The organism is Streptomyces sp. SPB162 (assembly GCF_029504575.1).
Classification (GTDB): Bacteria; Actinomycetota; Actinomycetes; order Streptomycetales; family Streptomycetaceae; genus Actinacidiphila.
Genome location: NZ_JAQFII010000001.1, coordinates 2,304,575 through 2,327,109, shown reverse-complemented (window position 1 = coordinate 2,327,109; position 22,535 = coordinate 2,304,575). Strand labels below are relative to the sequence as shown.

Sequence of the window (22,535 nt, the reverse complement as noted above, 5' to 3'; positions counted from 1 at the left end):
ACGTCATGTCGAGGGGTGGCGCGTCGTCAGTTCCCCTCGGTCGCACCCGCACCCGCCTACAGTGGCCCCGTGCTCGCCGTCGTGACCGCCGCCACCACGTCCTCCGCCGGTGCCGCGGCCGGCGCCACTCTTCCGGCCCTGACGTCCGCAGGCGGCTCCTCGCTGCTGCCCGTCAACCGCACCCTCGGCGTCGTGCTGGCCGTCCTGCTCGTGGTGGCCACCGGCGTGGCCGCCTACGCCCACCTCGCCGACGAGCGGGAGAACTACGCGCGTGGGATCGCCGTCGCGGGGCTGCGCGCGGCGCTGCAGCTCGCGGCCGTGTCGCTCGTCATCGGCTGGGTCGTCCACTACCTGCCGGCACTGCTCGCCTTCGTCGGCGTCATGTACGCGGTCGCGGTGTGGACCGCGGGACGCCGGATCACCGCCGACCGCAGCTGGCGGTGGGCGGCCGTGCCGATCGGGGTCAGCGCGCTGCCGGTCGTCGCGCTCCTGGTGCTGACCGGCCTGGTGCCCCTCGACGGCATCGCGCTGATCCCGGTCGCGGGCATCCTCATCGGCGGCGCGCTCAGCGCGACGGTCCTCGGCGGGCGCCGCGCGCTGGAGGAGTTGCACGGCCGGCACGGCGAGGTGGAGGCCGCCATGGCGCTGGGGTTCGAGGACCGCGAGGCCCGGCTGGAGATCGCCAGGCCCGCCGCGTCGGGCGCGCTGGTACCGGGGCTCGACCAGACGCGGACCGTGGGCCTGGTCACGCTGCCGGGTGCCTTCGTCGGCATGCTGCTCGGCGGCGCGTCACCGGTGATGGCGGCGGCCGTCCAGCTCTTCGTGCTGGTCGCGCTGCTGGTGGTGCAGGCGGTGGCGGTCTCGTCGGTCCTGGAGCTGGTGGCCAGGGGCCGGCTGACCCGTCGCGTAGACTAGGCGGCGCAGAAGGGGAGTAGCTCTTCGCCGGACCGTCGACATACTGCTCAGATCCTTGAGCCGGCGCCCGGAGGCACGGTGGGTCTCCCATCGGGCCAGCGAGACCTTCGGCCGCAGCGTTCTGTTTTGACGCTGCCGTGCCGAAGCGACCCCTTTTACCGGCGCTCTCGGTGCGGCAGCCCGACCGATGAGGATTCGCCCCCGTGTTCAGCTTCACCGTCGCAGCCGTCGTCTTCGGCGTCGTCTTCCTGGCAGAACTGCCGGACAAGACCGCGCTCGCCGGCCTTATGCTCGGCACCCGCTACCGCGCGTCGTACGTCTTCTGCGGCGTCGCCGCGGCCTTCGTCGTCCATGTCGGCCTCGCCATCGCGGCGGGCAGCGTCCTGACGCTGCTCCCGCACCGCTGGGTGCAGGGTGTCGTCGGAGTGCTCTTCCTCGCGGGCGCGGCCATGCTGCTGTTCCAGAAGGACGACGAGGAGGAGGACGTGCCGGAACCCGCCGACCAGAGCTTCTGGAAGGTCGCGGGCACCGGCTTCACGCTCATCCTGGTCGCGGAGTTCGGCGACCTGACGCAGATCATGACCGCCAACCTCGCCGCCCGCTACGACGATCCGGTGGCCGTCGGCCTCGGCGCGGTCCTCGCGCTGTGGGCGGTCGCCGGGCTGGGGATCTTCGGCGGGCGCCTGCTGATGAAGCGGGTGCCGCTGGCGCTGATCACCAAGATCGCCGCCGCCGTGATGGTGGTGCTCGCCGTCTTCAGCCTCTACGAGGCGATCACCGGCTAAAGGGCGTGGCGAAAGTCCCGGCTGGCCCGCGACGCCCGGCACGCACGCCTGCTGCGTTGTCGGGCTCGTCCAGGTACGTCCGGTACGAGGACGGCCCTCCGCCGTGCGGTCGCCCGCACCGGACGCCGCGTACCCATCAGCCGAGTCAACAACGCTACGGGTCAATACGCCTAGTCGCGGGCGCGGCTCTCAGCTGATGTGGACCAGGAGGCCGCCGTCGGCGGTGGCCTCCACCCGCACCTGCTCCAGCGAGTCGACGTGCGCGGTGGGTGCGTGGACAGCGGCCCGCGGGCCGACGCCGACGACGCGCATCCCGGCGGCCTTCGCCGCGGCTATGCCGACCTCGGCGTCCTCGAACACGATGCAGTCCTCGGGGGCGAAGCCCAGCTCGGCGGCGCCCTTGAGGAAGCCCTCCGGGTCGGGCTTGCTCGCGCTCACGCGCTCGGCGGTCACGATGACCCCCGGCATCGGCAGCGCGGCGGCGCCCATCCTGGCGCGGGCCAGCGCCTCGTCCGCGGACGTCACCAGCGCGTGCGGCCGGCCGGCGAGCGACGCCAGGAAGGCGGGCGCGCCCGCGACGGGCACGACGCCGTCGAGGTCCGCGGTCTCCTCGGCGAGCATCCGCCGGTTGTCCGCGAAGTTCTCCTCCGCCGGGCGCTCCGGGAGCAACACCGCCATGGTGGCGTGGCCCTGCCGTCCGTGCACGACCCGCAGTACGGCCTTCGGGTCCAGCCCCTGCGCCACGGCCCAGCGGGTCCAGCAGCGTTCCACGACCGCGTCGGAGTTCACCAGGGTGCCGTCCATGTCGAGGAGCAGCGCGCGGGCGGGCAGGACGGACGGGGCGGACGGCATAGGTGCTCCTTAAGAGGTACTCAGTGGCCCCGCCCGCCGGTCAGGGGAAACGGGCGGGGCCACTTTGTTTCTCCACGGTACAAAACCGGGACCCCTTTTGGCCAGTCGGCCTCCGGCCGGGATGCCGGGGTTCGGCGGCAGCCGGAGCCGACGGATGAGGAGGGCGGCGCCCCCGCCGGGGGAGCCCGCGGCGCTCGGTGCGCGCGATCGGGGACCGGAGCGTGCTCCCTGACGGCGGGGTGCACGGACAACGGCGTCCTCCGGGGGCCGGCGGCGTCCGGTGGGTGCGATCGATCGCCGACCGGGGTCTGCTCCCGGGCGGTGGTAGCCGGGAGCGGGACTTGCTGTAAAGGTCCATCGTGACCGTTGGCTCGCACTGCACCCATCGGCACGTCACCGGCTCCATCGCGAAGACATCCAGACTGTTGGTGTCCAGCGCGACGTACTCACCCGGCCGCGTCGCACGCAGTCTGCCGAAGACCCCCTGGGGACGGTTCGCGATGGACCGCTTCCCCTTCGTCCTGCCGTCGAACGCGTTCGTCCCCCGGCTGAGCTCCTTCAGGAGCGCGTACCCCTTTGTCTGTTTCGGGATGCTCACCACACCGGGGCCGTACTCCTTGACCACACGTTCTTCGATCTCCATCAGCACCAGACCACGAACCGGCCCACTGGACTTCTCAAGCCTCTTGATCACCGAGCGTGCCATCTCCAGCCAGCGCGAATCCACACGGTCCAACCCGCTCGTGGGCTCGCGCTTGCTCACCAGGCCCCCCGCTGGCCCCGACTCTTCCACCAGTGCCACCCACCGGCGCACCGTGGTCACACTGACGCCGAGTTCGGCCTCCTTCGCCTTGTACCGGTGCATCAAGGGCACTCCCGGCGCGTAGTCGGGCCGTGGTTCGCCCTCCAACGCCATCTCAGCAGAGCCCAACTGGTAGCTGAAGCGGACCTCCTGGACGTGCCGGACCGGGTGGTGAGCGCATCGTCCTCCGCGATACTGAGTTCACCCAGAGTCGCCGTGGCCCCCGGCTGTGCTGGCGGAGTTTCCACCAGGAACTCGGTGGAGAGGTGGGCCATCAGCACCGACAGGTCGATCTGCCGCCACGTGCGACGGCCTTCCGCGGAGATCTGCTGCAGGAGAATGCGGCGGCCTTCGATCTCCGCGATGGTGAACTGCTCGCCGTCGTAGGTCAGCGGCAAGCCCGGCCGGACCGCGTGGGGGATCGGACAGCATGCCCAGCCTCTCCACCAAGCCGACACGAGAGGAGAGTTGGCGGCTTGGCGAGGCAGACGGTGGCAGAGTGGCGGCACATCGAGGCTCCCGTGCAGGGCGACTTCGCAAGGTCACCCCTGCAGCCGGAGCCTTGATACATGCGTGACGGGTGGTTCCCTGTGACGGCGGCACGGGGCAGTGGTTTCACAGTCTCGACCAGTAAATACCGTCGTCTCCTTCCACGCCCCGCCAGGCCATGTGCGCGGTCCCATTGAAGGTGCAGACAGCGGGTCCCCGAGATGTCCCCACGCCACGCACCCTAATCTGCCCGGTGAACTCCTTCCCATCAAAGAAACTGAAGTAGATTCCCGCGTCGCCTTCGATGCCCTTCCACGCCAGCAGGATCCGGTCTCCGTGCACGGTGGCAGAGGGGCCATGGCTCGTACCGACATTTACGGGCACACCGCCCTCGACCTCCGTGTCGGCATACCAAACGGCCTGCTGCGGGCGCCAGATGGGGTTGGCGTTGTCGAACCACGAGTAGTAGATATTTGAGTCGCCTTCGATGCCCTTCCAGAAGATGTACAGCCTGTCCTGGAACGCCACAAGGCTGGGTCCACTGGAGGTTCCCACACCACGAACCTTCTGTTGTGGCTGCCACTCCCCCGCGGTGAACCGCGACCAGTAGATCCCATCGTCGCCGGGTATGCCTCGCCAGGCCATGTGCGGAACATCGAAGGTCGCCAGGCTTGGGCGGTCATTCGAGCCGACGTCCGGAATATTGGTCGGCGCTGTCCAGCCCGTCCCGTCGTCCATGGACCAGTACAGGCCGTCGTCGTCCGGAATGCCCCGCCAGGCCATGAGCAGCCCGGTCGACGGTGCGTCGCCGACCGGTGCCGCGGTGAGCGCCGGACTGTACTTTGAGCCGAAGGCGCCTTGAATCGATTGCTGCGGGGTCCACCCATTCCCCACAAGCTCCGATTCGAAGAGGGAGTCGTCATCCGAAATTCCTCTCCACACCATGCGCAGCTTCTCGTTGGAGAATGTGAGACCCACCTGGCCGGCGCCCGCGAGGGCTGGCCGGTCGCTGGTGCCGCGGTCAGCCAGGAGCACTTGCGGGCTCCACCCGTAGAGGTTTTTCAGCGCGTCTCTAGACTCCGCATCCACCATCAGTGCGGGTGGCGAGTACGGGTACATGACCGATTTTGGGTTGGTGGAGTGCGACAAACCGAGGGCGTGACCGATTTCGTGGATCGCGACAGACGTGAGGAAGTCACGGGTCCAGAGTTCCTTGCTGTCGAAATAGACCTGACCGCTCTGCGAGGTCTCCGGGTACCCGCCCGAGCCCGCGACCCCGCCTGCCTTGCCGAACTTGGGGTTCAACCCGGAGTCGCCAAAGGAGACCTGGATGTTGCCGCCTGCTGTCACGGGTTGAAAGGAGAACAAAAACCCGCTTGCCGTCTGCCACGCGCTGAGGGCCGCACTGATGGCTAGGCCCACGTCGCCTGGCTGGAGAGGGCCCGCGTTGTTCGGATTGATGGAAAAGGTCAGTGCCGTGCGGAGCCAGCTGCCGCCCGGGGCTCCATAAGTCAGGGGACGCAGACCGCCGTGCTCGTCCACGGCGTCAGAAACCGTGCAGAATCGACCCTCCAGGTGGTCCGTGACCGCAGCGAGCTGCTCATTGAAGGTGCGCCCGCCGAGCGAAAGGCTCCATACGGTTGCATACACGTGCAGCACGTCCGTGATGGTCGTGCCGCCCGCGCCTGTATACCCGAGACTATCCAGGGCGGACAGCGCCGTCCGGAGCGCAGCGACTTGGTGATCGGTCGCCATTGCCTGAGCCCCGGCAGCAGCTGCCTCGTCCGGTCGGCCGGCTGCTTGCAGTCGCAGGGTCAGCGAATGCAGCGCGTAGGCGAACATGCTCTGGTGGTCGAGGTTGGCGGGGTCGGTGGCGACCAGAGTCCGCAGGAGGGCGACCGCATCCTGGGTCGGCGCCACTGCCTCCGACGCCGGGAGATGATCCGGCAGCTCCACCAAGCGGGCGAGAAACGGGGCGGGATCCAGCTTCCCCGGGCTCTTCGCCAATCCAAGGAACACCCGAATGCCCTCGCGGGCAGCCGTGGCTGCCTCGTCCGGTCGGCCGGCTGCTTGCAGTCGCAGGGTCAGCGAATGCAGCGCGTAGGCGAACATGCTCTGGTGGTCGAGGTTGGCGGGGTCGGTGGCGACCAGAGTCCGCAGGAGGGCGACCGCATCCTGGGTCGGCGCCACTGCCTCCGACGCCGGGAGATGATCCGGCAGCTCCACCAAGCGGGCGAGAAACGGGGCGGGATCCAGCTTCCCCGGGCTCTTCGCCAATCCAAGGAACACCCGAATGCCCTCGCGGGCAGCCGTGGCTGCCTCGTCCGGTCGGCCGGCTGCTTGCAGTCGCAGGGTCAGCGAATACAGCGCGTAGGCGAACAAGGTGAGCGCGTCATGGTTCTCGGTCCCGGGAACCTCACCATCATACGGAATTAGCAGAGACCAGTCCGGTACACCGGAGGACGGGCGCACATGCAAGGTATGTCCGCCGGGGCGCCAGACCGCGAGGTCGACCTTGCCGTCGTGGTCATAGTCATTCGGCACCGGAATATCGCCATCCTGCCCGAACTGAACCACGCGCTGCTGGCCACCGGAACTTGGCTGGATGAACCAGGTTCCTTCCGAGGAGCGCCAGAAAGCCGTGTCCAGGGTGCCGTCTCCGTCAAAGTCTCCGGGCACGGGAACGTCAGCCACGGTGATGCACCTCTCTCTATGTCCCCGGGTGGAAAGGACCGCCGACACCGACGGTTCGGGTCACGCCCACTCACGTCGAACGGAACGATCCGCACGGACCCCACCGAACAGTGTGTTTGGACGAATTCTTCGCTGCCAGGAGCCGCGACCCGGTCGACGGCCTGCGGACAGTGACGCATCCGACGACGTTCTTTTAAATCACCTCTATCCCGGGAAATTCGACGGACTCAACGCGGGACTCTCGCAGGCTCAGAGCCGCAAATCTGCAGGTAGGCGAATTTCGCCGAGTAACTCGCTCAATTGGAAGCTTGCGACCACAAAGCGGGGCCTCGCTTTGCGACGGATCTGAATTCAGAAGACTCCGTCTTCTGAGCGTCCCCTGGCCTCCAGGGCTCCGCAACCTGGGATGCTACGGAGCCGCTTCCCCTCAAGGCCCTCCGTACTGCCATGCTGGGAACGGTACGGAGGACGGTCTGCGTGCACGCAGAGAAGACCGGAAGAGTCCGAACAGGGATCACTGCTGAGCGTGGTCATTGTCAACAGGATCGCGGATTTGCTAATCCATTGCTAACGAACCTCCTTCGTTGCTAACGAAGTCGCGGATCCTAGAATGTGTCAGGCCGGCTACGCCTCCTCGACGTACTGGAGCAGGCCCCAGGTGAAGTGGGCGATGTGGCGGGTGCCGGTCGTCGCGTCGCCGAAGGCCAGGCGCCAGCGGGTGGGGGCGCTGCCTTCGAGCGGTGTCGCGGGGCGGAACGCGCGCGCGACCTCGTCGACGGTGCAGGACCAGGGGACGAGGTCGTCCGGGCCGCCGAGGACCGGGGAGGGGGCGCCTGGGGCGCGGATGAGCCACTCGTTCCAGACCGCGCCGCCGCCGGGCGCGCACAGCACCTCGAAGCGCAGCTCGGGCCAGAGCGGCACGGGCCACAGCAGGGCCTCGCAGCTCAGATCGCCGATGCGGCGGACCACCGTGCTCTGCGGCGGTCCGAGCACGGCGCGGTAGCGGCGCTCACCGCCGGGGGAGTGCCGCCCGTGCAGCCGCGCCTGCCAGCGGCGGTTCGCCTCGCGCAGCTCCGCACGGGACGCGCCGAGCGTACGGAGCGCCTCCTCGACCAGCTCGGGCCGGTGATCCGCCATCCGCCGCAGCAGGACGAGTTGGAACTGATCGGCCCCGAATGCCTCCATCGCCACGGGGCGATCCTCGCAGACGGGGCCAGAAGGTCGGCTACCAGGACGTCTGGCGCTCCAGCGCGGTCCGCGTTGCCGGGCCGTAGACGCCCTCGGGATCGCCGGTGATCGCGTTCCAGAACTGGAACGTCGCGACGGCGTCCTTGACATCCGAGTCGAAGACGCCGTCCAGGCTGCCCATGTAGACGTAGGCCCGGCGCAGCCGCTGCTGGAGGTCCTTGACCGCGGCGCCGGTGTCACCCAGCCGCAGCGCGGGGACGGTGATCGTCGGGTGGGTGACGGGGGCGGAGGGGGTGGCGCTCGGGCTCGCGTCGGGGCCGGGCACCGCCGGGTCCGCCGCCGGGGAGCCCACGGTGGCGGGTGGCGGGGACGGGGTCGCCGACACCGGCGGGACGGTGGCCGTGGGGGTGGTCACCGGGGTGGTCGGCGCGCGGTGGGTCGTCGTCGGGGAGGCCTTGGGGGCCCTGCCGCGGGCGCTGCTCGGCGCGGCGGCCGCCGTCGCGTCACTCGTGGGCAGCACCACGTCCGGCACGCTGCTGCTGTTGTCCGGCAGGGCCCGCTCCGGCCGTTCCGGCGAGCTCAGCAGCTGGTTGGCGACGGGCGACCGCACCGGCGGCCATCGCCGTCGCGGCCACGGTGGCGGCCGCGACGACCATGCCCCGCCCGCGGCGGCGGGGCCGGCGGCGCCGGCCGCCGCGGTGCGGGCCGGGGCCGTCGGCATCGTCCCAGTCGGAGCCGCCGGTACGGGCCAGCAGCAGCCCGGAGTCGTGGGGGTCCGCCGGCTCGGTGCGGCCGTCGTCCGCGGGGAGTCCGGCGTCGTCGTCCGCCGGGTACTCGAGGTTGTCGGCCGGGAACATGCCCACGTCGGTGGCGGCCGGGCGAGCCACGCCCGGACCGATCAGCGGCTTGACGGTCGACTCGGCGCCCTCGGTGCCGGGCTCCGCCACGTATGGCCGAACGCGCAGCGGGTGGAAGCCTTCCGTCGCCGCGAGCGCGATCTGCCGTTCGGCCGACCGGGCCGCGGCCGTGACCACACCCGGTTCCTGTCCCAGTTCCCCCTCCGGCTCCACCGGGCTCCCCTCCCACGAACGGTCCTCGAATACCTCAAGACGCAGTGATTATGCCGCCGCGGGAAGGCCGTGCCCAGGTCCGCCCAGCCCTACCGGGGGTCCATAGAGCGCGAAACCGGCGCGAATAGTGTGAATATTGATTCGCGATCAACCGGCGCGACGCGAGGAGCACGGCATGGCGCAGGACACCACGGCCCCGACCGGACCGCCGGCCGCCCTTTCCGACCATGACCGGCGCTCGGTGCGCCTCGCCATCGGCGCGCTCGCGCTCGGCATGCTGCTGGCCGCGCTGGACCAGACGATCGTGTCCACGGCCCTGCCGACCATCGTCAGCGACCTCGGCGGCATCGAGCACCTGTCCTGGGTCGTCACCGCGTACCTGCTCGCCTCGACGGCGGCCACTCCGCTGTGGGGCAAGCTCGGCGACATGTACGGCCGGAAGAAGCTCTTCCAGACCGTCATCGTGATCTTCCTGATCGGCTCCGCGCTGTGCGGCATCGCGCAGAACATGCCGCAGCTGATCGCCTTCCGTGCGCTGCAGGGGCTGGGCGGCGGCGGCCTGATGGTGCTGTCGATGGCGATCGTCGGCGACATCGTGCCGCCCCGTGACCGCGGCCGCTACCAGGGCGTGTTCGGTGCGGTGTTCGGCGCGAGCAGCGTCCTGGGACCGCTGCTGGGCGGGGTGTTCACCGAGCAGCTCTCCTGGCGCTGGGTGTTCTACATCAACCTCCCCATCGGCATCATCGCGCTGGCGGTCATCGCGGCCGTCCTGCACATCCCGGTACGCCGCACCACGCACCGCATCGACTACCTGGGCATGGCGCTGGTCGCCGCGGCGGCGACCAGCCTGGTGCTGGTGACCTCGCTCGGCGGCACGACCTGGCCCTGGAGCTCACCGAAGATCATCGGGCTGGCGGTGCTCGGCCTGGTCCTCGTGGCCGTGTTCATCGTCGTGGAACGCCGAGCGGTGGAACCGGTGCTGCCGCTGCGGCTGTTCCGGATCCGCACCTTCTGGCTGGTCTCGGTGATCTCCTTCGTCATCGGGTTCGCGATGTTCGGCGCGATGACGTACCTGCCGACGTTCCTGCAGGTCGTGCACGGTCTCTCGCCGACGATGTCCGGCGTGCACATGATCCCGATGGTGATCGGCCTGCTGGTGTCCTCCACCGGCTCCGGACAGATCGTCAGCCGCACCGGCCATTACAAGGTCTTCCCGATCCTCGGCACCGGCGTCACGGCCATCGGCCTCCTGCTGCTGCACCAGCTCGACGAGTTCACCAGCACCTGGGTGATGAGCCTGTACTTCCTGGTCTTCGGCCTCGGCCTCGGACTGGTCATGCAGGTGCTGATCCTGGCCGTGCAGAACAGCGTCGGCTACGAGGACCTGGGCGCGGCCACCTCGGGCGCGACGTTCTTCCGCTCGATCGGTGCCTCGTTCGGTGTCTCGATCTTCGGCACGGTCTTCTCCAACCAGCTGGAAGGAAAGATCACCTCGGCCATCGCGGGCAAGCCGCTGCCGCCCGGATTCGACCCCTCGGTGATCTCCTCCGACCCGCGGGCCGTGCAGTCGCTGCCGCCGTCGATCCTGCAGCCGGTGCTGCACGCGTACTCGACCTCGATCACCACCGTGTTCCTGTGGGCGGTGCCCGTCACGCTGATCGCGTTCGTGCTGGCCTGGTTCCTCAAGGAGCAGCCGCTGCGCGGTTCCGTCACGGTGCCCGACGCCAGCGAGACCATCGGCACCAACCCGGTGGAACGGTCCTCGCTCGACGAGATCGCCCGCGGGCTTTCGGTGCTCGGCAGCCGCGAGGCTCGCCGCGACCTGTACGTGCGGATCACGAAACTGGCCGGCCTCGACATCCAGCCCGCGTCCAGCTGGCTGCTGCTGCGGATCGCCAAGGGCGGGGAGACCGACCCCGTCGAGCTGGCCCGGCGCAGCACCGTGCCCGCCGACGTCATCGAGGAGGCGGCCGTCGAGATCGAGACCCGCGGGCTGGCCGAGCGGGACGGCAACCCGCTGATGCTCACCGACAGCGGCCGGGCGACGGCCGCACAGCTCGGTGTGGCCCGGCGGACGGTCCTGGGCGAGCTGCTCGGCGACTGGGATCCGGAGCGGCACGCGGATCTCGCGGCACTGCTCACCAAGCTCAGCGGAGAGCTGTGCGGTGGCGACACCGACCGGCTGGAGAGGGGGCGCCCGGCGACGGGCAGCACCCGCGGCTGACGTCCTCGGTTCGCCGTCGGAGGCGCACCATCCGACACTCCAACAGCATCCGTCCCGGTGGCATCTCCTCCAAGCCCCCAAAACGCCCGTCCGGCCCCTGCCGGACGGGCGTTCGACGTTTGGGCATCCGCTTTCCGGCAAGCCGATTGATGAGCCGGCAACGAAACACCCCCTGTCCGTCGACCCGTAGAAACGAGAGGCACTCCCATGTCCACTGGCGTCATCATCGCCATCGTCGTGGTCGTCATCGTTCTGGCCGCCGCTCTCACGACCGTGCTGCTCCGGCCGGGCGGGGTCGGCGGCAGGAGCCTGCACCGCCGCTTCGGGCCCGAGTACGACCGGGTCCTGCGCAGTCATGACGGCGATACCAAGGCCACCGAGAAGGAACTCTCCGAGCGGCTGCAGCGGCACGGGGACCTCACCACCCGCCCCCTGTCGACGCAGGCCCGCGAGGAGTACACGGCCAACTGGGCCGCAGTGCAGGAGCACTTCATCGACTCGCCTCGCAAGGCGCTCGCCGAGGCCGACGCGCTGATCGAGAACCTGGCCCGCGACCGCGGCTTCCCGGACGCCAAGTCCGGTGAGCACTTCGACGCGCTCTCCGTGCACCACGCCCGTCATCTGCACGGCTACCGCGACGCCCACGAGATCGTCGGGCGGGGCGACGACGCCACCTCCACCGAGGAGATGCGGGAGGCGCTCGTCCGGGCCCGCGCGATGTTCGAGGAGCTCATCAAGGCCGACGGCCACCGCGCCCCGTCGAACCGCGACGCGGACCGCGACCTCGACCGTTCCGACGACACCGACGCCGACGCGGACGCCGACGCGGAGAAGCGGCACGGCGGTTCGCGCCTCGGCGCGCTCGGCCGTCGTCAGAACTGACCGGCCGCAGCCGGTATCCGTCGGCAGCCCTAGCCGTGAGCCATCATCGACATGTCAGGAGTGCAGAGACGATGACTGAGAACCAGGACCGGACGCGCCAGGACCAGATCCGTCAGGACCAGGACCGCGGTGCCATCGTGCCCGACCGGAACGACGGCCGGGTGCCCACCCAGAACCCCACCCAGAACGCCGACGAGCCGCCCCGCCCACCGCGCATGGACGTTCCGCCGATGACCGATCCGCGCAAGGACGAGACCACGGCGGTCCGTCCGAGCGAGGGCCGGCACGTGACCGAGCCGACGCGCACCCCCGACGCGACGCGCACGGGTGAAGCCGCGCGCACCGTTGAGGGCACCGGGCCGCGCACGGCCGAGACCCGCACCCCCGACGCGACCCGCACCCCCGACGCGACCCGCACCCCCGACGCGACCCGCACCCCCGACGCGACGCGCACGGGTGAAGCCGCGCGCACCGTTGAGGGCACCGGGCCGCGCACGGCCGAGACCCGTACCGCCGAGGCCCGCAAGGCCGAGACCCACGGCGCTCGCCACGGCGGCCCCGCGGGCGCCCATGACGGACTGGAGGAGCGGCTGCAGCATGCGATGGGCACGTTCGTGGACGAGCCGCGCAAGTCCGTCGAGGAGGCCGACGCCGTTCTCGAACAGGCCGCGAAGCAGCTCACCGAGAAGCTCGCGGAGCGCCGCCGTACCCTCCGCTCGACCTGGCAGAACGACGACGCCAAGGCCGACACGGAGGAACTGCGGGTGGCGCTGACGCACTACCGCGACCTGACGCAGCAGCTCCTCAGCTTCTGAGTCGGCTCGGCGGGGTCAGCGCCGCGGGTCAGCTCTTGGGGGCCGTCTGCTGGATGACCTCGAACGACCACAGGGCGGAGTCCGAAGCGGCCGGTTTGGGCCGCTCGGCTCCGCCCTCGCTCGCGCCCGCACCACCGCCGGCACTGCCACCCGCACCCTGACCGCCCTGGCCCGCCCCGTGCGCGCCGGGACCGCGCATCGAGGTGGCCATCCACTTCGTGAAGTCCTCCTCGCTGCGCCACCGCGTGTACACGAGGTACTGGTCGGTGCCGTCGACCGGGCGCAGCAGTTCGAACCACTCGAAGCCGTCGGAGTTCTCAACGGAGCCGGCGCGCGCCGCGAACCGCTTCTCCAGCGTCTCGCGCATCTCCGGTGACACGGTCAGGGCATTGATCTTGACGATGCTCATGGCCTCATCCTGCCCTACTCGCCCCGTCCGGTCCCGGTCCGTTCAGCCCTCGTAGCTGACCCGCATCTCCTTGACGCCGTTGATCCAGGCCGAGCGCAGCCGGCGGGGGTCGCCGGTCAGCTTGATGTCGGGCATCGCGTCGGCGATGGCGTTGAACATGAGGTCGATCTCCATGATCGCCAGGTTCTTGCCCATGCAGTAGTGCGGGCCGCCGCCGCCGAACCCCAGGTGCAGATTGGGGTCGCGGGTGATGTCGAAGCGATCGGGGTGGTCGAAGACCTCGGGGTCGTGGTTGGCGGAGGCGTAGAACATGCCGACGCGCTGGCCCTTCTTGATCTCCTGGCCGCCCAGCACGGTGTCCCGGGTGGCGGTGCGCTGGAAGGACGTCACGGGGGTCGCCCAGCGGACGATCTCCTCGGCGGCGGTGCTCGGGCGCGTCTCCTTGTAGAGCTCCCACTGCTCGGGGTGGGTGAGGAAGGCGTGCATGCCGTGCGTGATCGCGTTGCGCGTCGTCTCGTTCCCGGCGACGGACAGCACGAGGACGAAGAAGCCGAACTCGTCCGTGCTGAGGTTGCCCTCGTCCTCGGCGGCGACGAGTTGGCTGACGATGTCCTTGACCGGGCACTCCTTGCGGGCGGCGGCGAGGTTCATGGCGTACGAGATCAGCTCCATGGCCGACTCGGCGCCCACCTCCTCGGTGATGGCCAGCTCGGGGTCGTCGTAGGCGATCATCTTGTTGGACCAGTCGAACAGTTTGCTGCGGTCGTCCTGCGGGATGCCGATCAGCTCGGCGATGGCCTGGAGCGGCAGTTCCGAGGCGACCTCGGTGACGAAGTTGCCCGTCCGCCGGCCGCGCGCCTCGGCGACGATGCGGTGGGCGCGGTCGCGCAGCGTCTGTTCCATCTGGCGTATGGCGCGCGGGGTGAAGCCGCGCTGGACGATCTGCCGGACGCGGGTCAGCTCCGGCGGATCCATGTTGAGCATGATCAGCCGCTGCATCTCGATCTGCTCACGGGTGATGTGCTCGTTGAAGCGGATGACCGCGGTGTTGAGGAACGACGAGTAGACGTCGGGGTTGAGCGAGACCTCTTTGACATCGGCGTGCCGGGTGACGACCCAGTACCCGTCGTCCTCGAACCCGGCGGTGTTGTGCGGCTGTTCGTTCCACCAGACGGGGGCGGTCCGGCGCAGCTGCGCGAGTTCGGGGAGCGGTACCCGCTGCTCGTACACGTCCGGGTCTGTGAAGTCGAAGCCTTCGGGAAGCGCTGGGCAGGGCATCGGCCACTCCATGTCTGACGGTCCATCAGATATGGCTCGAAGGTAGTAACCAGTTCTACAAGTGGCAAGGGGAATGACCGTGTGGATGTCGTGCGGCTCGATGGAGCCTCGTGCACGAGTCTTGCGCGCTGTGCTCCATGGGTAATAAGACTGCAGGCGGAACTAGTACGCGTTCTAGTTCTGCCGGAGGCGCCGGGACGCCGACCGGTCGAGGAGAGGACGAGATTCATGGCCGCTGAACCCGTCATCGTCGAAGCTGTACGCACGCCCATCGGCAAGCGCGGAGGCGCGCTCGCCAATCTCCACCCCGCCTACCTGCTGGGTGAGACGTACCGCGAACTGCTCGGCAGGACCGGGATCCAGCCGGACGCCGTCGAACAGGTCGTCGGCGGCACCGTCACCCATGCCGGCGAGCAGTCCATGAACCCCACGCGCAACGCCTGGCTCGCCGTGGGGCTCCCGTACGAGACCGCCGCGACCACCGTGGACTGTCAGTGCGGTTCCTCGCAACAGGCCAACCACATGGTCGCCAACATGGTCGCCGCCGGGGTGATCGACATCGGCATCGGCTGCGGGGTGGAGGCGATGTCCCGGGTGCCGCTGGGCAGCGGTTCGAAGCACGGCCCGGGCAAGCCGTTCCCCGACGAGTGGAACGTCGACCTGCCCAACCAGTTCGAGGCCGCCGAGCGCATCGCCCGGCGGCGCGGGCTGACCCGCGAGGACGTCGACCGGCTCGGGCTCCAGTCGCAGGAGCGGGCCGCCCGGGCGTGGGCCGAGGAGCGGTACAAGCGGGAGACCTTCGCGGTGCAGGTCCCCACCGACGAGGAGGAGCAGCAGGCCGGGCAGGGCATGTGGCGGCTGGTCGACCGGGACCAGGGCCTGCGGGACACCACCATGGAGGGCCTGGCCAAGCTGAAGCCGGTCATGCCGACCGCCGTGCACACCGCGGGCAACTCCTCGCAGATCTCCGACGGTGCGGCGGCCGTCATGTGGGCGTCCAAGCGGATGGCACGGGCGCTCAAGCTCCGCCCGCGCGCCCGGATCGTCGCCCAGGCGCTCGTCGGTTCCGACCCGCACTTCCACCTGGACGGGCCGGTCGACGCCACCCGGGCCGTGCTCGGCAAGGCCGGGATGTCCCTGAAGGACATCGACGTCATCGAGATCAACGAGGCGTTCGCGTCCGTCGTGCTGTCCTGGGCGCAGGTCTTCGACCAGGATCTGGAGAAGGTCAACGTCAACGGGGGCGCGATCGCCCTCGGCCACCCGGTCGGCTCGACCGGCGCACGGCTGATCGTGACGGCGTTGCACGAGTTGGAGCGCACGGACAAGGAGTTCGCCCTCATCACGATGTGCGCGGGCGGCGCGCTGGCCACGGGGACGATCATCCAGCGGTTGTAGCCCGCGCGGAGGCCTTGGCCCCGCCCCTCTCCGGGGTGGGGTCAGGGCCGGAAGTCGGCCGGCACGTCGAACGCCGCGCGCCGCGTCGCGCGGCGCAGTGCCTTGAGGATCGTCGCGCCGAGCGTGAGGGTGAGGACCGCGGTCAGGACCGCGCGGGGGAGGTCCCAGCCCAGCGACGTGGTCAGGCAGTAGACGGCGAAGCGTCCGAGGTTCTCGTCCACGGGGGCGCCCGGGACGTAGGAGACGCTCGCCGACATCCCGCCGATCGTCGCCCATCCCTGCAGGTTCATGACCGTGCCGTAGAGCACGGACGCGACCGCCCCGTACACCGCGAGCATCGCCGGCTCGCCGCGCCCGCGCAGGGTGTGCGGGCCGGGAAGCAGTCCCGCGCCCATCGTGACCCAGCCCATCGACAGCATCTGGAACGGCATCCACGGGCCGACGCCGCCGGTGAGCAGCGCGGACGCGAACATCGACACGGCCCCCAGCACGAAGCCGAACCCGGGGCCCAGCACCCGTCCCGACAGCACCATCAGGAAGAACATCGGCTCGATGCCCGCCGTGCCCGCGCCCAGGGGGCGCAGCGCCGCCCCGACGGCGGCCAGCACCCCCAGCATCGCGATCGACTTGGCGTCCATCCCGCCGTCCGCGATCGTCGCGATCACCACGGCGATCAGCATCGGCAGCAGCGCGGCGAAGAGCCAGGGGGCGTCCCTGCTGTGCGCGAGCCCGGTGCCGGGATCGGCGAGCAGCGGCCAGCCGAACAGCGCGACGCCGATCGCGGAGATCAGCGCCAGCGCGACGACGGAGCGCGGACCGAGCCGGATGGGACGCACCTGGCGGTCCGGGCGCGAGGGGAGCGTCATGACGGTTCCTCCAGGGCCGACGCGACCTGCGGGACGGTCAGCCAGGGAAGTGGCGCGAGGATCTTGGAGACCTGCGGGGCGAAGGCGGGCGAGGAGACCACGACCTCGGCGGTCGGGCCGTCCGCGACCACCTCGCCGTCGGCCAGGATCACCACCCGGTGGGCGAGTTCCGCGGCCAGCTCGACGTCGTGCGTGGCCAGCACGATCGCGTGGCCGTCCGCCGCCAGTGCCCGCAGCCGCTCGATCAGCCGGCCCTTGGCGGCGTAGTCCAGGCCGCGGGTCGGCTCGTCGAGCAGCAGCAGCGGGGGAGCCGCGGCCAGCACGACGGCCAGCGCCAGCGCGAGCCGCTGGCCCTCGGACAGATCACGGGGATGGGTCGCGTCCTGGACGCCCGGCAGGAGCGCGGTGACCAGCGCGCGGCAGGTGCCGGGCGCGGCGTGCGCGTCCTGGTCGGCCGCCGCGCACTCGCCGGCCACGGTGTCCGCGTACAGCAGGTCCCTCGGCTCCTGCGGTACCAGGCCCACCCGGCGGATCAGCTCGCCCGGCCTCGTCCTGGACGGGACCAGGCCGCCGACCGTCACCGTGCCGGACGCGGCGGGGTGCAGGCCGACGAGGGTGGAGAGCAAGGTCGACTTGCCGGCGCCGTTGCGGCCCATCAGCGCGACGGTCTCGCCCGGCCGGACCGTCATCGATACCCGGCGCAGCACCTCGGTCCTGCCCCGGCGGACGGAGAGCCGGTCGAGCAGCGCCACCGGTGCGGCGGCCGGAACGGCGGGCGCCGCCGGGGGAGTACGGTCCGCCAGCCGCTCCCGCAGCGGTCCGGCCTTCCGGCGCGCGTCGCGTACGGACAGCGGCAGCGGCGACCAGCCCGCGAGGCGGCCCAGCGCGACCACCGGGGGGTGGACGGGGGAGAGCGCCATGATGTCGGCGGGCGTGCCCTGCACCGGGGCGGCGCCGGGGGCGGGCAGCAGGATCACCTGGTCCGCGTACTGCACGACGCGCTCCAGCCGGTGCTCGGCCATCAGGACCGTGGTCCCCAGGTCGTGTACCAGCCGCTGCAGCACCGCCAGCACCTCCTCGGCCGCGCCGGGGTCCAGCGCGGACGTCGGCTCGTCCAGCACCAGCACCTTGGGATGGACGGTGAGCACCGAGCCGATGGCGACGCGCTGCTGCTGGCCGCCGGAGAGCGTGGCGATCGGCCGGTCCCGCAGCTCGGCCAGCCCCAGCAGGTCGAGGGTCTCCTCGACGCGGCGGCGCATCGTGGCGGGTGCCAGACCCAGCGACTCCATGCCGTAGGCGAGCTCGTCCTCGACGGTGTCGGTGACGAAGTGCGAGAGCGGGTCCTGGCCGACCGTGCCGACGACGTCGGCGAGTTCGCGCGGCTTGTGCGTCCGGGTGTCGCGACCCGCCACGGTGACCCGGCCGGACAGGACACCGCCGGTGAAGTGCGGCACCAGGCCGGAGACCGCACCCAGCAAAGTCGACTTACCGACTCCGGACGGCCCGACGAGCAGGCACAGCTCACCCTCCGGGACGGTGAGGTCCACGCCGGCGACGGCGGGCCCGGCGGCGTCGTCGTACCTGACGGAGACCTGCTCGAAGCGGATCACGCGCGGTCCTCCTTCGGGTTCGGCGGGAGAAGGGGAGGGGGTGCGACGAACGCCGGCAGCAGCCCGATCAGGATCGAGAGCGCGGGCCACAGCGGCAGGGTGGGAGCGGTGAGCGGGATCGCCGGCGGGGCCAGCGCGGCCGGATCGTACGAGGCCGCCCAGATCATCAGCGCCGCCACCGCGACGCCGGAGCCCGACACCAGCCAGGCCCGCGCGCCCCACCGGTCGGGCCGGTAGCGGCTGCGGATCGACCGCCGCCCGCCGAGCCGCAGCCCCGCCAGCGCCGAGACCAGCCCGAGCAGCAGCACCGGCACGCCGTACCCGGCGCCCGACGCGGACAACAGCGCGTACGTCCCCGCGCACACGCCGAGCAGCCCGCCCAGCGTCAGCGCCGCCGTCGTCCGTCGTATCGCGGCCGGCACCTCGGCGGAGCGGCCGTAGCCGCGCGCGTCCATCGCGGCGGCCAGCGCCACCGACCGCTCCAGCGCCCCCTCCAGGACGGGCAGCCCGACCTGGAGCAGGGACCGCGCCCCGCGGTCGTCGCGGCCGCGCAGCCGGCGGGCGGCGCGCAGCCGCTGCACGTCCGTGACGAGGTTTGGGGCGAAGGTCATCGCCACGACGACCGCGACCCCCGCCTCGTACAGGGCGCCCGGTAGCGACTTGAGCAGCCGGGCCGGGTTGGCGAGCGCGTTCGCCGCGCCCACGCAGATCAGCAGCGTGGCCAGCTTCATCCCGTCGTACAGCGCGAACAGCAGGCCCTCCGCGGTCACCCGCCCGCCCAGCCGGACCCCCCGCGCCCAGTCGGGCAGCGGGACCTCGGGCAGCGTGAAGAGCGTGTACGTCCCCGGGATCGGCGAGCCCAGCAGGACCGCGAAGACCAGCCGGATGCCGAGCACCACCAGCCCCAGCTTCAGGAACGCCCCGTAGGACCTCGCCCAGGGCGCGTCCGTGCGGCGGGCGGCCACCACATAGCCCGCGACCGCGACCAGCAGCAGGAGCAGCAGCGGATTGGTGGTCCGGGACGCCGCCGTCGCCAGCCCCAGCGCCCACAGCCACCACGCCCCGGCGTGCAGCGCGGTGGAGCGGGTGGCGGTGGGGCGGCCGGCGGCCTCCCGGCGTATACCGGTCCTCATCCGCGCCGGCGGCGGGCCTGCCAGAAGGCCGCTCCGCCGAGGGCGAGGACGGCGGCGATGCCCGCGAACACTCCGACCGACGGGCCCCCGCCGTCGCCGCCGGAGTCGCCCGACGCCTGCGGCGCGGGCGTCTTCGACGCGTCAGCGGTTTTGGCGGCGCCGGAAGTGCCGACGACCGGCTCCCCGCAGCCCGTCTTCGGGTAGCCCGCGACGGCGCACACCATGCCGGCGGAGTTGTAGCGCAGCGGCTTGGCGACGGCGGCGAGCGCATCGGCGCCCGTCGCGTCGCTCGGGACCTGGGCACAGGCGGTACGCGGCGCGGGCGGCGCGCCGCCGCCCGCGTCGGCGGCGGTGCCGAAGTCCAGGACGAGGGCGACGCGCTTGGTGTTGCCCTTGGGCGGGGTGCCTGCGCAGATCGCGCCGAACGAGGTGGCGCCGGGGACGTCACGCGGCTTCGACGCGTCCTGCGCCTCCGCGCTGGCCGCGAAGCGCCAGCCCTCCACGGTCCCGTCGGCCGGCCGCGCCAGCGCGGGCCCGGTCTGCGCGTACGTCCAGGCGTCCCCGGAGCGCTGCCAGAACGACCAGTAGCGGTAGGAGGCGGCCTGCGCGGGCAGGGCGCAGACGGCGAGCAGCGCGCCGAGCGCCAGCAGCACGGTGGCCGACCGCAGCGGGAGGCGGGACATCAGACCTGCTTCTTCCGGCGGCCGCTGATCAGGAAGCCGACGCCGATGCTGGCGACGAAGAAGACGCCGACGATCCACCAGGTGGCGGCGGAGCCGGACGTGTCGTCCTTCTTCTCGGCCTTGTCGGACGCGGACGGGCCCGCGCTCGCCGCGGCGGGCTTCGGGCCGAGGTTGGTGAGCTGCTGGACGAGGTTGGCGCCGCCGGCGTTCTTCGGGTCGTTGCCCGTCGCGTGCGCGGCGAGGACCAGCTGCGACAGTGCGGCGGGGTTCCCCTTCGACCAGGTGGCGGAGTTCTTGGCGAGCCAGGCGTACGACGTCTTCGCGGTGTCCAGCTGCTGGTTCGCGGCCAGCGCGATCACGGCGTCCGCGGTGGTGCCGTAGTCCGGCGTCGGCTTGTCCGCGCCCGGGGTGACGGCGGTCAGGTGGCCGCCCCCGGCGGTGAGCTGCGCCGTCAGGTACGCGGCGCCGGCCGAGGCCGCACCCGGCGAGTCGAGCGTCTTGAAGGCGTCGGGCGACGCGCAGTCCGGGGCCTTCGCGGCCGTGTTCGCGGTCGGCGCGGTGACGACGAAGCCCGCGCCGCGGGCGCCGCGCACCGCGTCGGCGGTGGCCTTGGCGCTCACGGAGAGCTTGCCGTTCATCGGGTAGCCGAAGGCGCCGCGGTCGGCGGGTTTGGCGTCGCAGCCGAACTGGAACGCCTTGAGGCTGTCCTGCGACGCCTGCACGTCCTGCTTGACGGCCACCAGCGCGCCGATCACGACACCGGTGGAGTCCGGATCCGAGGCGCCGCCGGGGTTGTACGACCAGCCGCCGTCCTTGTTGCGCACCGACGTCAGCCAGTCGGTGGCCTTCTTCACCACCGCGTCCTTGCCGCCCACCGCGCTGAGCGCCTGTACGGCGATGCCCGTCGCGTTGGTGTCCTCCGTCTTGGCGTCGCAGGCCTTCGCGGTGTCGGCCCGGTACGAGGGGAAGCCGCCGTCCGCGCACTGCTGGCCGGTCAGCCAGGCCACCGCGCTGTCGGCCGGCGTCACCCCGGCGGTGTGCAGCGCCAGCAGCGCGTACGACTGCCGCCAGACCCCGTCGTAGGTCGGGTCCCCGGTGCCGTAGAGCCCGGGGGGCAGCGGGGTGTCGGCGGAGGCTGCGGGCACCACGGCCATGCCGAGCACGGTGGCGGCGGCGAGCGCGGCGGCGCTGCGACGGAGGTTCATGAGGGCTTGATGCCTTTCGCTGAGCGGTTGCGTAACCGGGCGCAACCGCTGCAACCCCGCGCACTGCAGTGCCGGATTCGCGCCGGCTTCCCCCGCTCGGACGTGGATGGAATTGTCCCGAACATCGTATGCCCTGCGGGCACCGCTCCCGGTCCCGGCCCGCCCGCCCCCGGCCGCCCGTTCCGTCAGACCGCCTGGTAGGTGACCGGGTCGGAGCCGGGGACGGCCTCCGCGCGGCCGGCCTTCACCAGCCGCCGCAGATGCGCCTCGGCCTCGGAGACGGCGATGTTGCGGGAGCCGAACGGGATCTGCTCCCAGGGACGGTTCCACTCCATCACCTCGGCGAGCTGCCAGGGCGTGCGCGGTGCGTCCGTGATGAGCGCCCGCAGCCCGTTCAGCCGCTCCTCGTGGTGGTCGAGCAGCTCCCGCACCCGGCCCGCGGCGTCCTTGAACGCGTACTGGTGGGCGGGCAGCACCTCGTCGGGGTCGAGCCGGCCGATGCGCTCCAGCGAGGCGAGGTAGTCGCCGAGCGGATCGGTCTCGACGGCGTCGTCGGGGTCCTCGTACAGCCCGATGTGCGGGGAGATGCCCGGCAGCAGGTGGTCGCCGGAGAACAGCCGCCGGCCCTCCTCCAGGAACAGGCAGACGTGGCCGGGGGTGTGGCCGGGTGTCCAGATGGCGCGCAGCCGCCGTCCGGCGAGGTCCACGAGCTCGCCGGGGACGATGTCGCGGTCCGGGAGCGCGGGCCGCAGCCCCGGCAGGGTGGACATCCGGCCCGATTCGCGGGCGGCGCGCAGCGGGGCGAGGTGCTCCTCGGGGGCGCCTGCCGCGGCGAGTTTGGCCGTCATGTAGGTCAGCCAGCGGGCCGGCGCGGCGGACCGGGTGCGGCGCACCACGGCCGCGTCGGCCTCGTGCATGGCGATCCAGGCGCCGGAGGCCTCGCGGACCCGCGCGGAGAGCCCGTGGTGGTCGGGGTGGTGGTGGGTGATGAGGACACCGTGCACCGCGGCGACGGAGGTGCCCGCCTCGACGAGGCCGGCCTCCAGGGCGGCGTACGAGTCCGGGTCGTCCCAGCCGGTGTCGATCAGCACGGGACCGCGGTCGGTGTCCAGGAGGTGGACGAGCGTGTGGCCGAGGGGGTTGTCGGGGATCGGGACCGGGATGCTCCAGACCCCTCCGCCGTGGTCGGTCACGCGCACCATCTGGTCCCCTCTCGCCGACGAAGTCATTGCCCACT

General features: G+C 71.3%; 19 protein-coding genes. 6 read left to right on the top strand and 13 right to left on the bottom strand.

What is annotated here, in order from left to right:
• Nucleotides 1-162 precede the first annotated feature (162 nt).
• Both M2266_RS10700 and M2266_RS10695 read left to right on the top strand, forming a co-directional pair.
• Entirely contained in the window at nucleotides 163-915 is a 753-nt protein-coding gene (locus M2266_RS10700) for an ABC transporter permease (RefSeq protein WP_277441152.1), read from the top strand.
• A 203-nt stretch (nucleotides 916-1,118) separates the two neighbouring features.
• Entirely contained in the window at nucleotides 1,119-1,700 is a 582-nt protein-coding gene (locus M2266_RS10695) for a TMEM165/GDT1 family protein (protein WP_277437972.1), read from the top strand.
• Nucleotides 1,701-1,889: 189 nt separating this feature from the next.
• Here the strand turns inward: M2266_RS10695 and M2266_RS10690 are convergent, their stop codons facing one another.
• The 5 genes from M2266_RS10690 to M2266_RS10670 form a co-directional block, all read right to left on the bottom strand.
• A complete protein-coding gene (locus M2266_RS10690; RefSeq protein ID WP_277437971.1) occupies nucleotides 1,890-2,552 on the bottom strand; it encodes an HAD-IA family hydrolase in 663 nt (220 codons plus the stop codon).
• A 1,417-nt stretch (nucleotides 2,553-3,969) separates the two neighbouring features.
• Nucleotides 3,970-6,537: a matrixin family metalloprotease gene (locus M2266_RS10685; RefSeq protein ID WP_277437970.1), complete on the bottom strand. Its 2,568-nt coding sequence runs from the start codon at nucleotides 6,535-6,537 to the stop codon at nucleotides 3,970-3,972.
• A gap of 624 nt (nucleotides 6,538-7,161) precedes the next feature.
• Nucleotides 7,162-7,722 carry a hypothetical protein gene (locus tag M2266_RS10680; RefSeq protein ID WP_277441151.1) on the bottom strand — a complete coding sequence of 187 codons (561 nt, stop codon included), beginning with the start codon at nucleotides 7,720-7,722 and terminating at the stop codon, nucleotides 7,162-7,164.
• A 40-nt stretch (nucleotides 7,723-7,762) separates the two neighbouring features.
• Complete coding sequence (locus M2266_RS10675; RefSeq protein WP_277437969.1) at nucleotides 7,763-8,248, bottom strand: peptidoglycan-binding protein; 486 nt, start codon at nucleotides 8,246-8,248, stop codon at nucleotides 7,763-7,765.
• A complete protein-coding gene (locus M2266_RS10670; protein ID WP_277437968.1) occupies nucleotides 8,229-8,795 on the bottom strand; it encodes a hypothetical protein in 567 nt (188 codons plus the stop codon). Before M2266_RS10670 ends, M2266_RS10675 begins: the two co-directional genes overlap by 20 nt.
• A 175-nt stretch (nucleotides 8,796-8,970) precedes the next feature.
• On the opposite strand from M2266_RS10670, the gene M2266_RS10665 reads away from it, so the two are divergent.
• The 3 genes from M2266_RS10665 (at nucleotide 8,971) to M2266_RS10655 (ending at nucleotide 12,716) form a co-directional block, all read left to right on the top strand.
• The gene (locus M2266_RS10665; protein ID WP_277437967.1) at nucleotides 8,971-11,019 is read left to right on the top strand and encodes an MFS transporter; all 2,049 of its coding nucleotides are present in this window, start codon (nucleotides 8,971-8,973) and stop codon (nucleotides 11,017-11,019) included.
• A 207-nt stretch (nucleotides 11,020-11,226) separates the two neighbouring features.
• Complete coding sequence (locus M2266_RS10660; RefSeq protein ID WP_277437966.1) at nucleotides 11,227-11,901, top strand: hypothetical protein; 675 nt, start codon at nucleotides 11,227-11,229, stop codon at nucleotides 11,899-11,901.
• A gap of 71 nt (nucleotides 11,902-11,972) precedes the next feature.
• Nucleotides 11,973-12,716: a hypothetical protein gene (locus M2266_RS10655; RefSeq protein WP_277437965.1), complete on the top strand. Its 744-nt coding sequence runs from the start codon at nucleotides 11,973-11,975 to the stop codon at nucleotides 12,714-12,716.
• A gap of 28 nt (nucleotides 12,717-12,744) precedes the next feature.
• On the opposite strand, the gene M2266_RS10650 is transcribed toward M2266_RS10655, so the two are convergent.
• Together M2266_RS10650 and M2266_RS10645 are read right to left on the bottom strand one after the other, a co-directional pair.
• Nucleotides 12,745-13,125 carry an antibiotic biosynthesis monooxygenase gene (locus M2266_RS10650; protein ID WP_277437964.1) on the bottom strand — a complete coding sequence of 127 codons (381 nt, stop codon included), beginning with the start codon at nucleotides 13,123-13,125 and terminating at the stop codon, nucleotides 12,745-12,747.
• 42 nt (nucleotides 13,126-13,167) lie between these two features.
• Nucleotides 13,168-14,403 (bottom strand): cytochrome P450, encoded by a 1,236-nt coding sequence (locus tag M2266_RS10645; protein WP_277437963.1) that lies wholly within the window; start codon nucleotides 14,401-14,403, stop codon nucleotides 13,168-13,170.
• Nucleotides 14,404-14,631: 228 nt separating this feature from the next.
• Here M2266_RS10645 and M2266_RS10640 point away from each other — a divergent pair, with 228 nt between their 5' ends.
• Nucleotides 14,632-15,801, top strand: a complete 1,170-nt coding sequence (locus M2266_RS10640) for a steroid 3-ketoacyl-CoA thiolase (RefSeq protein WP_277437962.1) — start codon at nucleotides 14,632-14,634, stop codon at nucleotides 15,799-15,801.
• 41 nt (nucleotides 15,802-15,842) lie between these two features.
• On the opposite strand, the gene M2266_RS10635 is transcribed toward M2266_RS10640, so the two are convergent.
• The 6 genes from M2266_RS10635 to M2266_RS10610 all read right to left on the bottom strand — a co-directional run bounded on the left by M2266_RS10635 (nucleotide 15,843) and on the right by M2266_RS10610 (nucleotide 22,500).
• Nucleotides 15,843-16,667, bottom strand: a complete 825-nt coding sequence (locus M2266_RS10635) for an ECF transporter S component (RefSeq protein ID WP_277437961.1) — start codon at nucleotides 16,665-16,667, stop codon at nucleotides 15,843-15,845.
• Entirely contained in the window at nucleotides 16,664-18,277 is a 1,614-nt protein-coding gene (locus tag M2266_RS10630) for an ABC transporter ATP-binding protein (protein ID WP_277437960.1), read from the bottom strand. Before M2266_RS10630 ends, M2266_RS10635 begins: the two co-directional genes overlap by 4 nt.
• Complete coding sequence (locus M2266_RS10625) at nucleotides 18,274-19,410, bottom strand: CbiQ family ECF transporter T component (protein WP_277437959.1); 1,137 nt, start codon at nucleotides 19,408-19,410, stop codon at nucleotides 18,274-18,276. The genes M2266_RS10630 and M2266_RS10625 overlap by 4 nt, the downstream gene beginning before the upstream one ends.
• The gene (locus M2266_RS10620; RefSeq protein WP_277437958.1) at nucleotides 19,407-20,093 is read right to left on the bottom strand and encodes an SCO2322 family protein; all 687 of its coding nucleotides are present in this window, start codon (nucleotides 20,091-20,093) and stop codon (nucleotides 19,407-19,409) included. Before M2266_RS10620 ends, M2266_RS10625 begins: the two co-directional genes overlap by 4 nt.
• Complete coding sequence (locus M2266_RS10615) at nucleotides 20,093-21,298, bottom strand: prenyltransferase/squalene oxidase repeat-containing protein (protein WP_277437957.1); 1,206 nt, start codon at nucleotides 21,296-21,298, stop codon at nucleotides 20,093-20,095. The genes M2266_RS10620 and M2266_RS10615 overlap by 1 nt, the downstream gene beginning before the upstream one ends.
• A 185-nt stretch (nucleotides 21,299-21,483) precedes the next feature.
• Entirely contained in the window at nucleotides 21,484-22,500 is a 1,017-nt protein-coding gene (locus tag M2266_RS10610) for an MBL fold metallo-hydrolase (RefSeq protein WP_277437956.1), read from the bottom strand.
• Nucleotides 22,501-22,535: the final 35 nt, after the last annotated feature.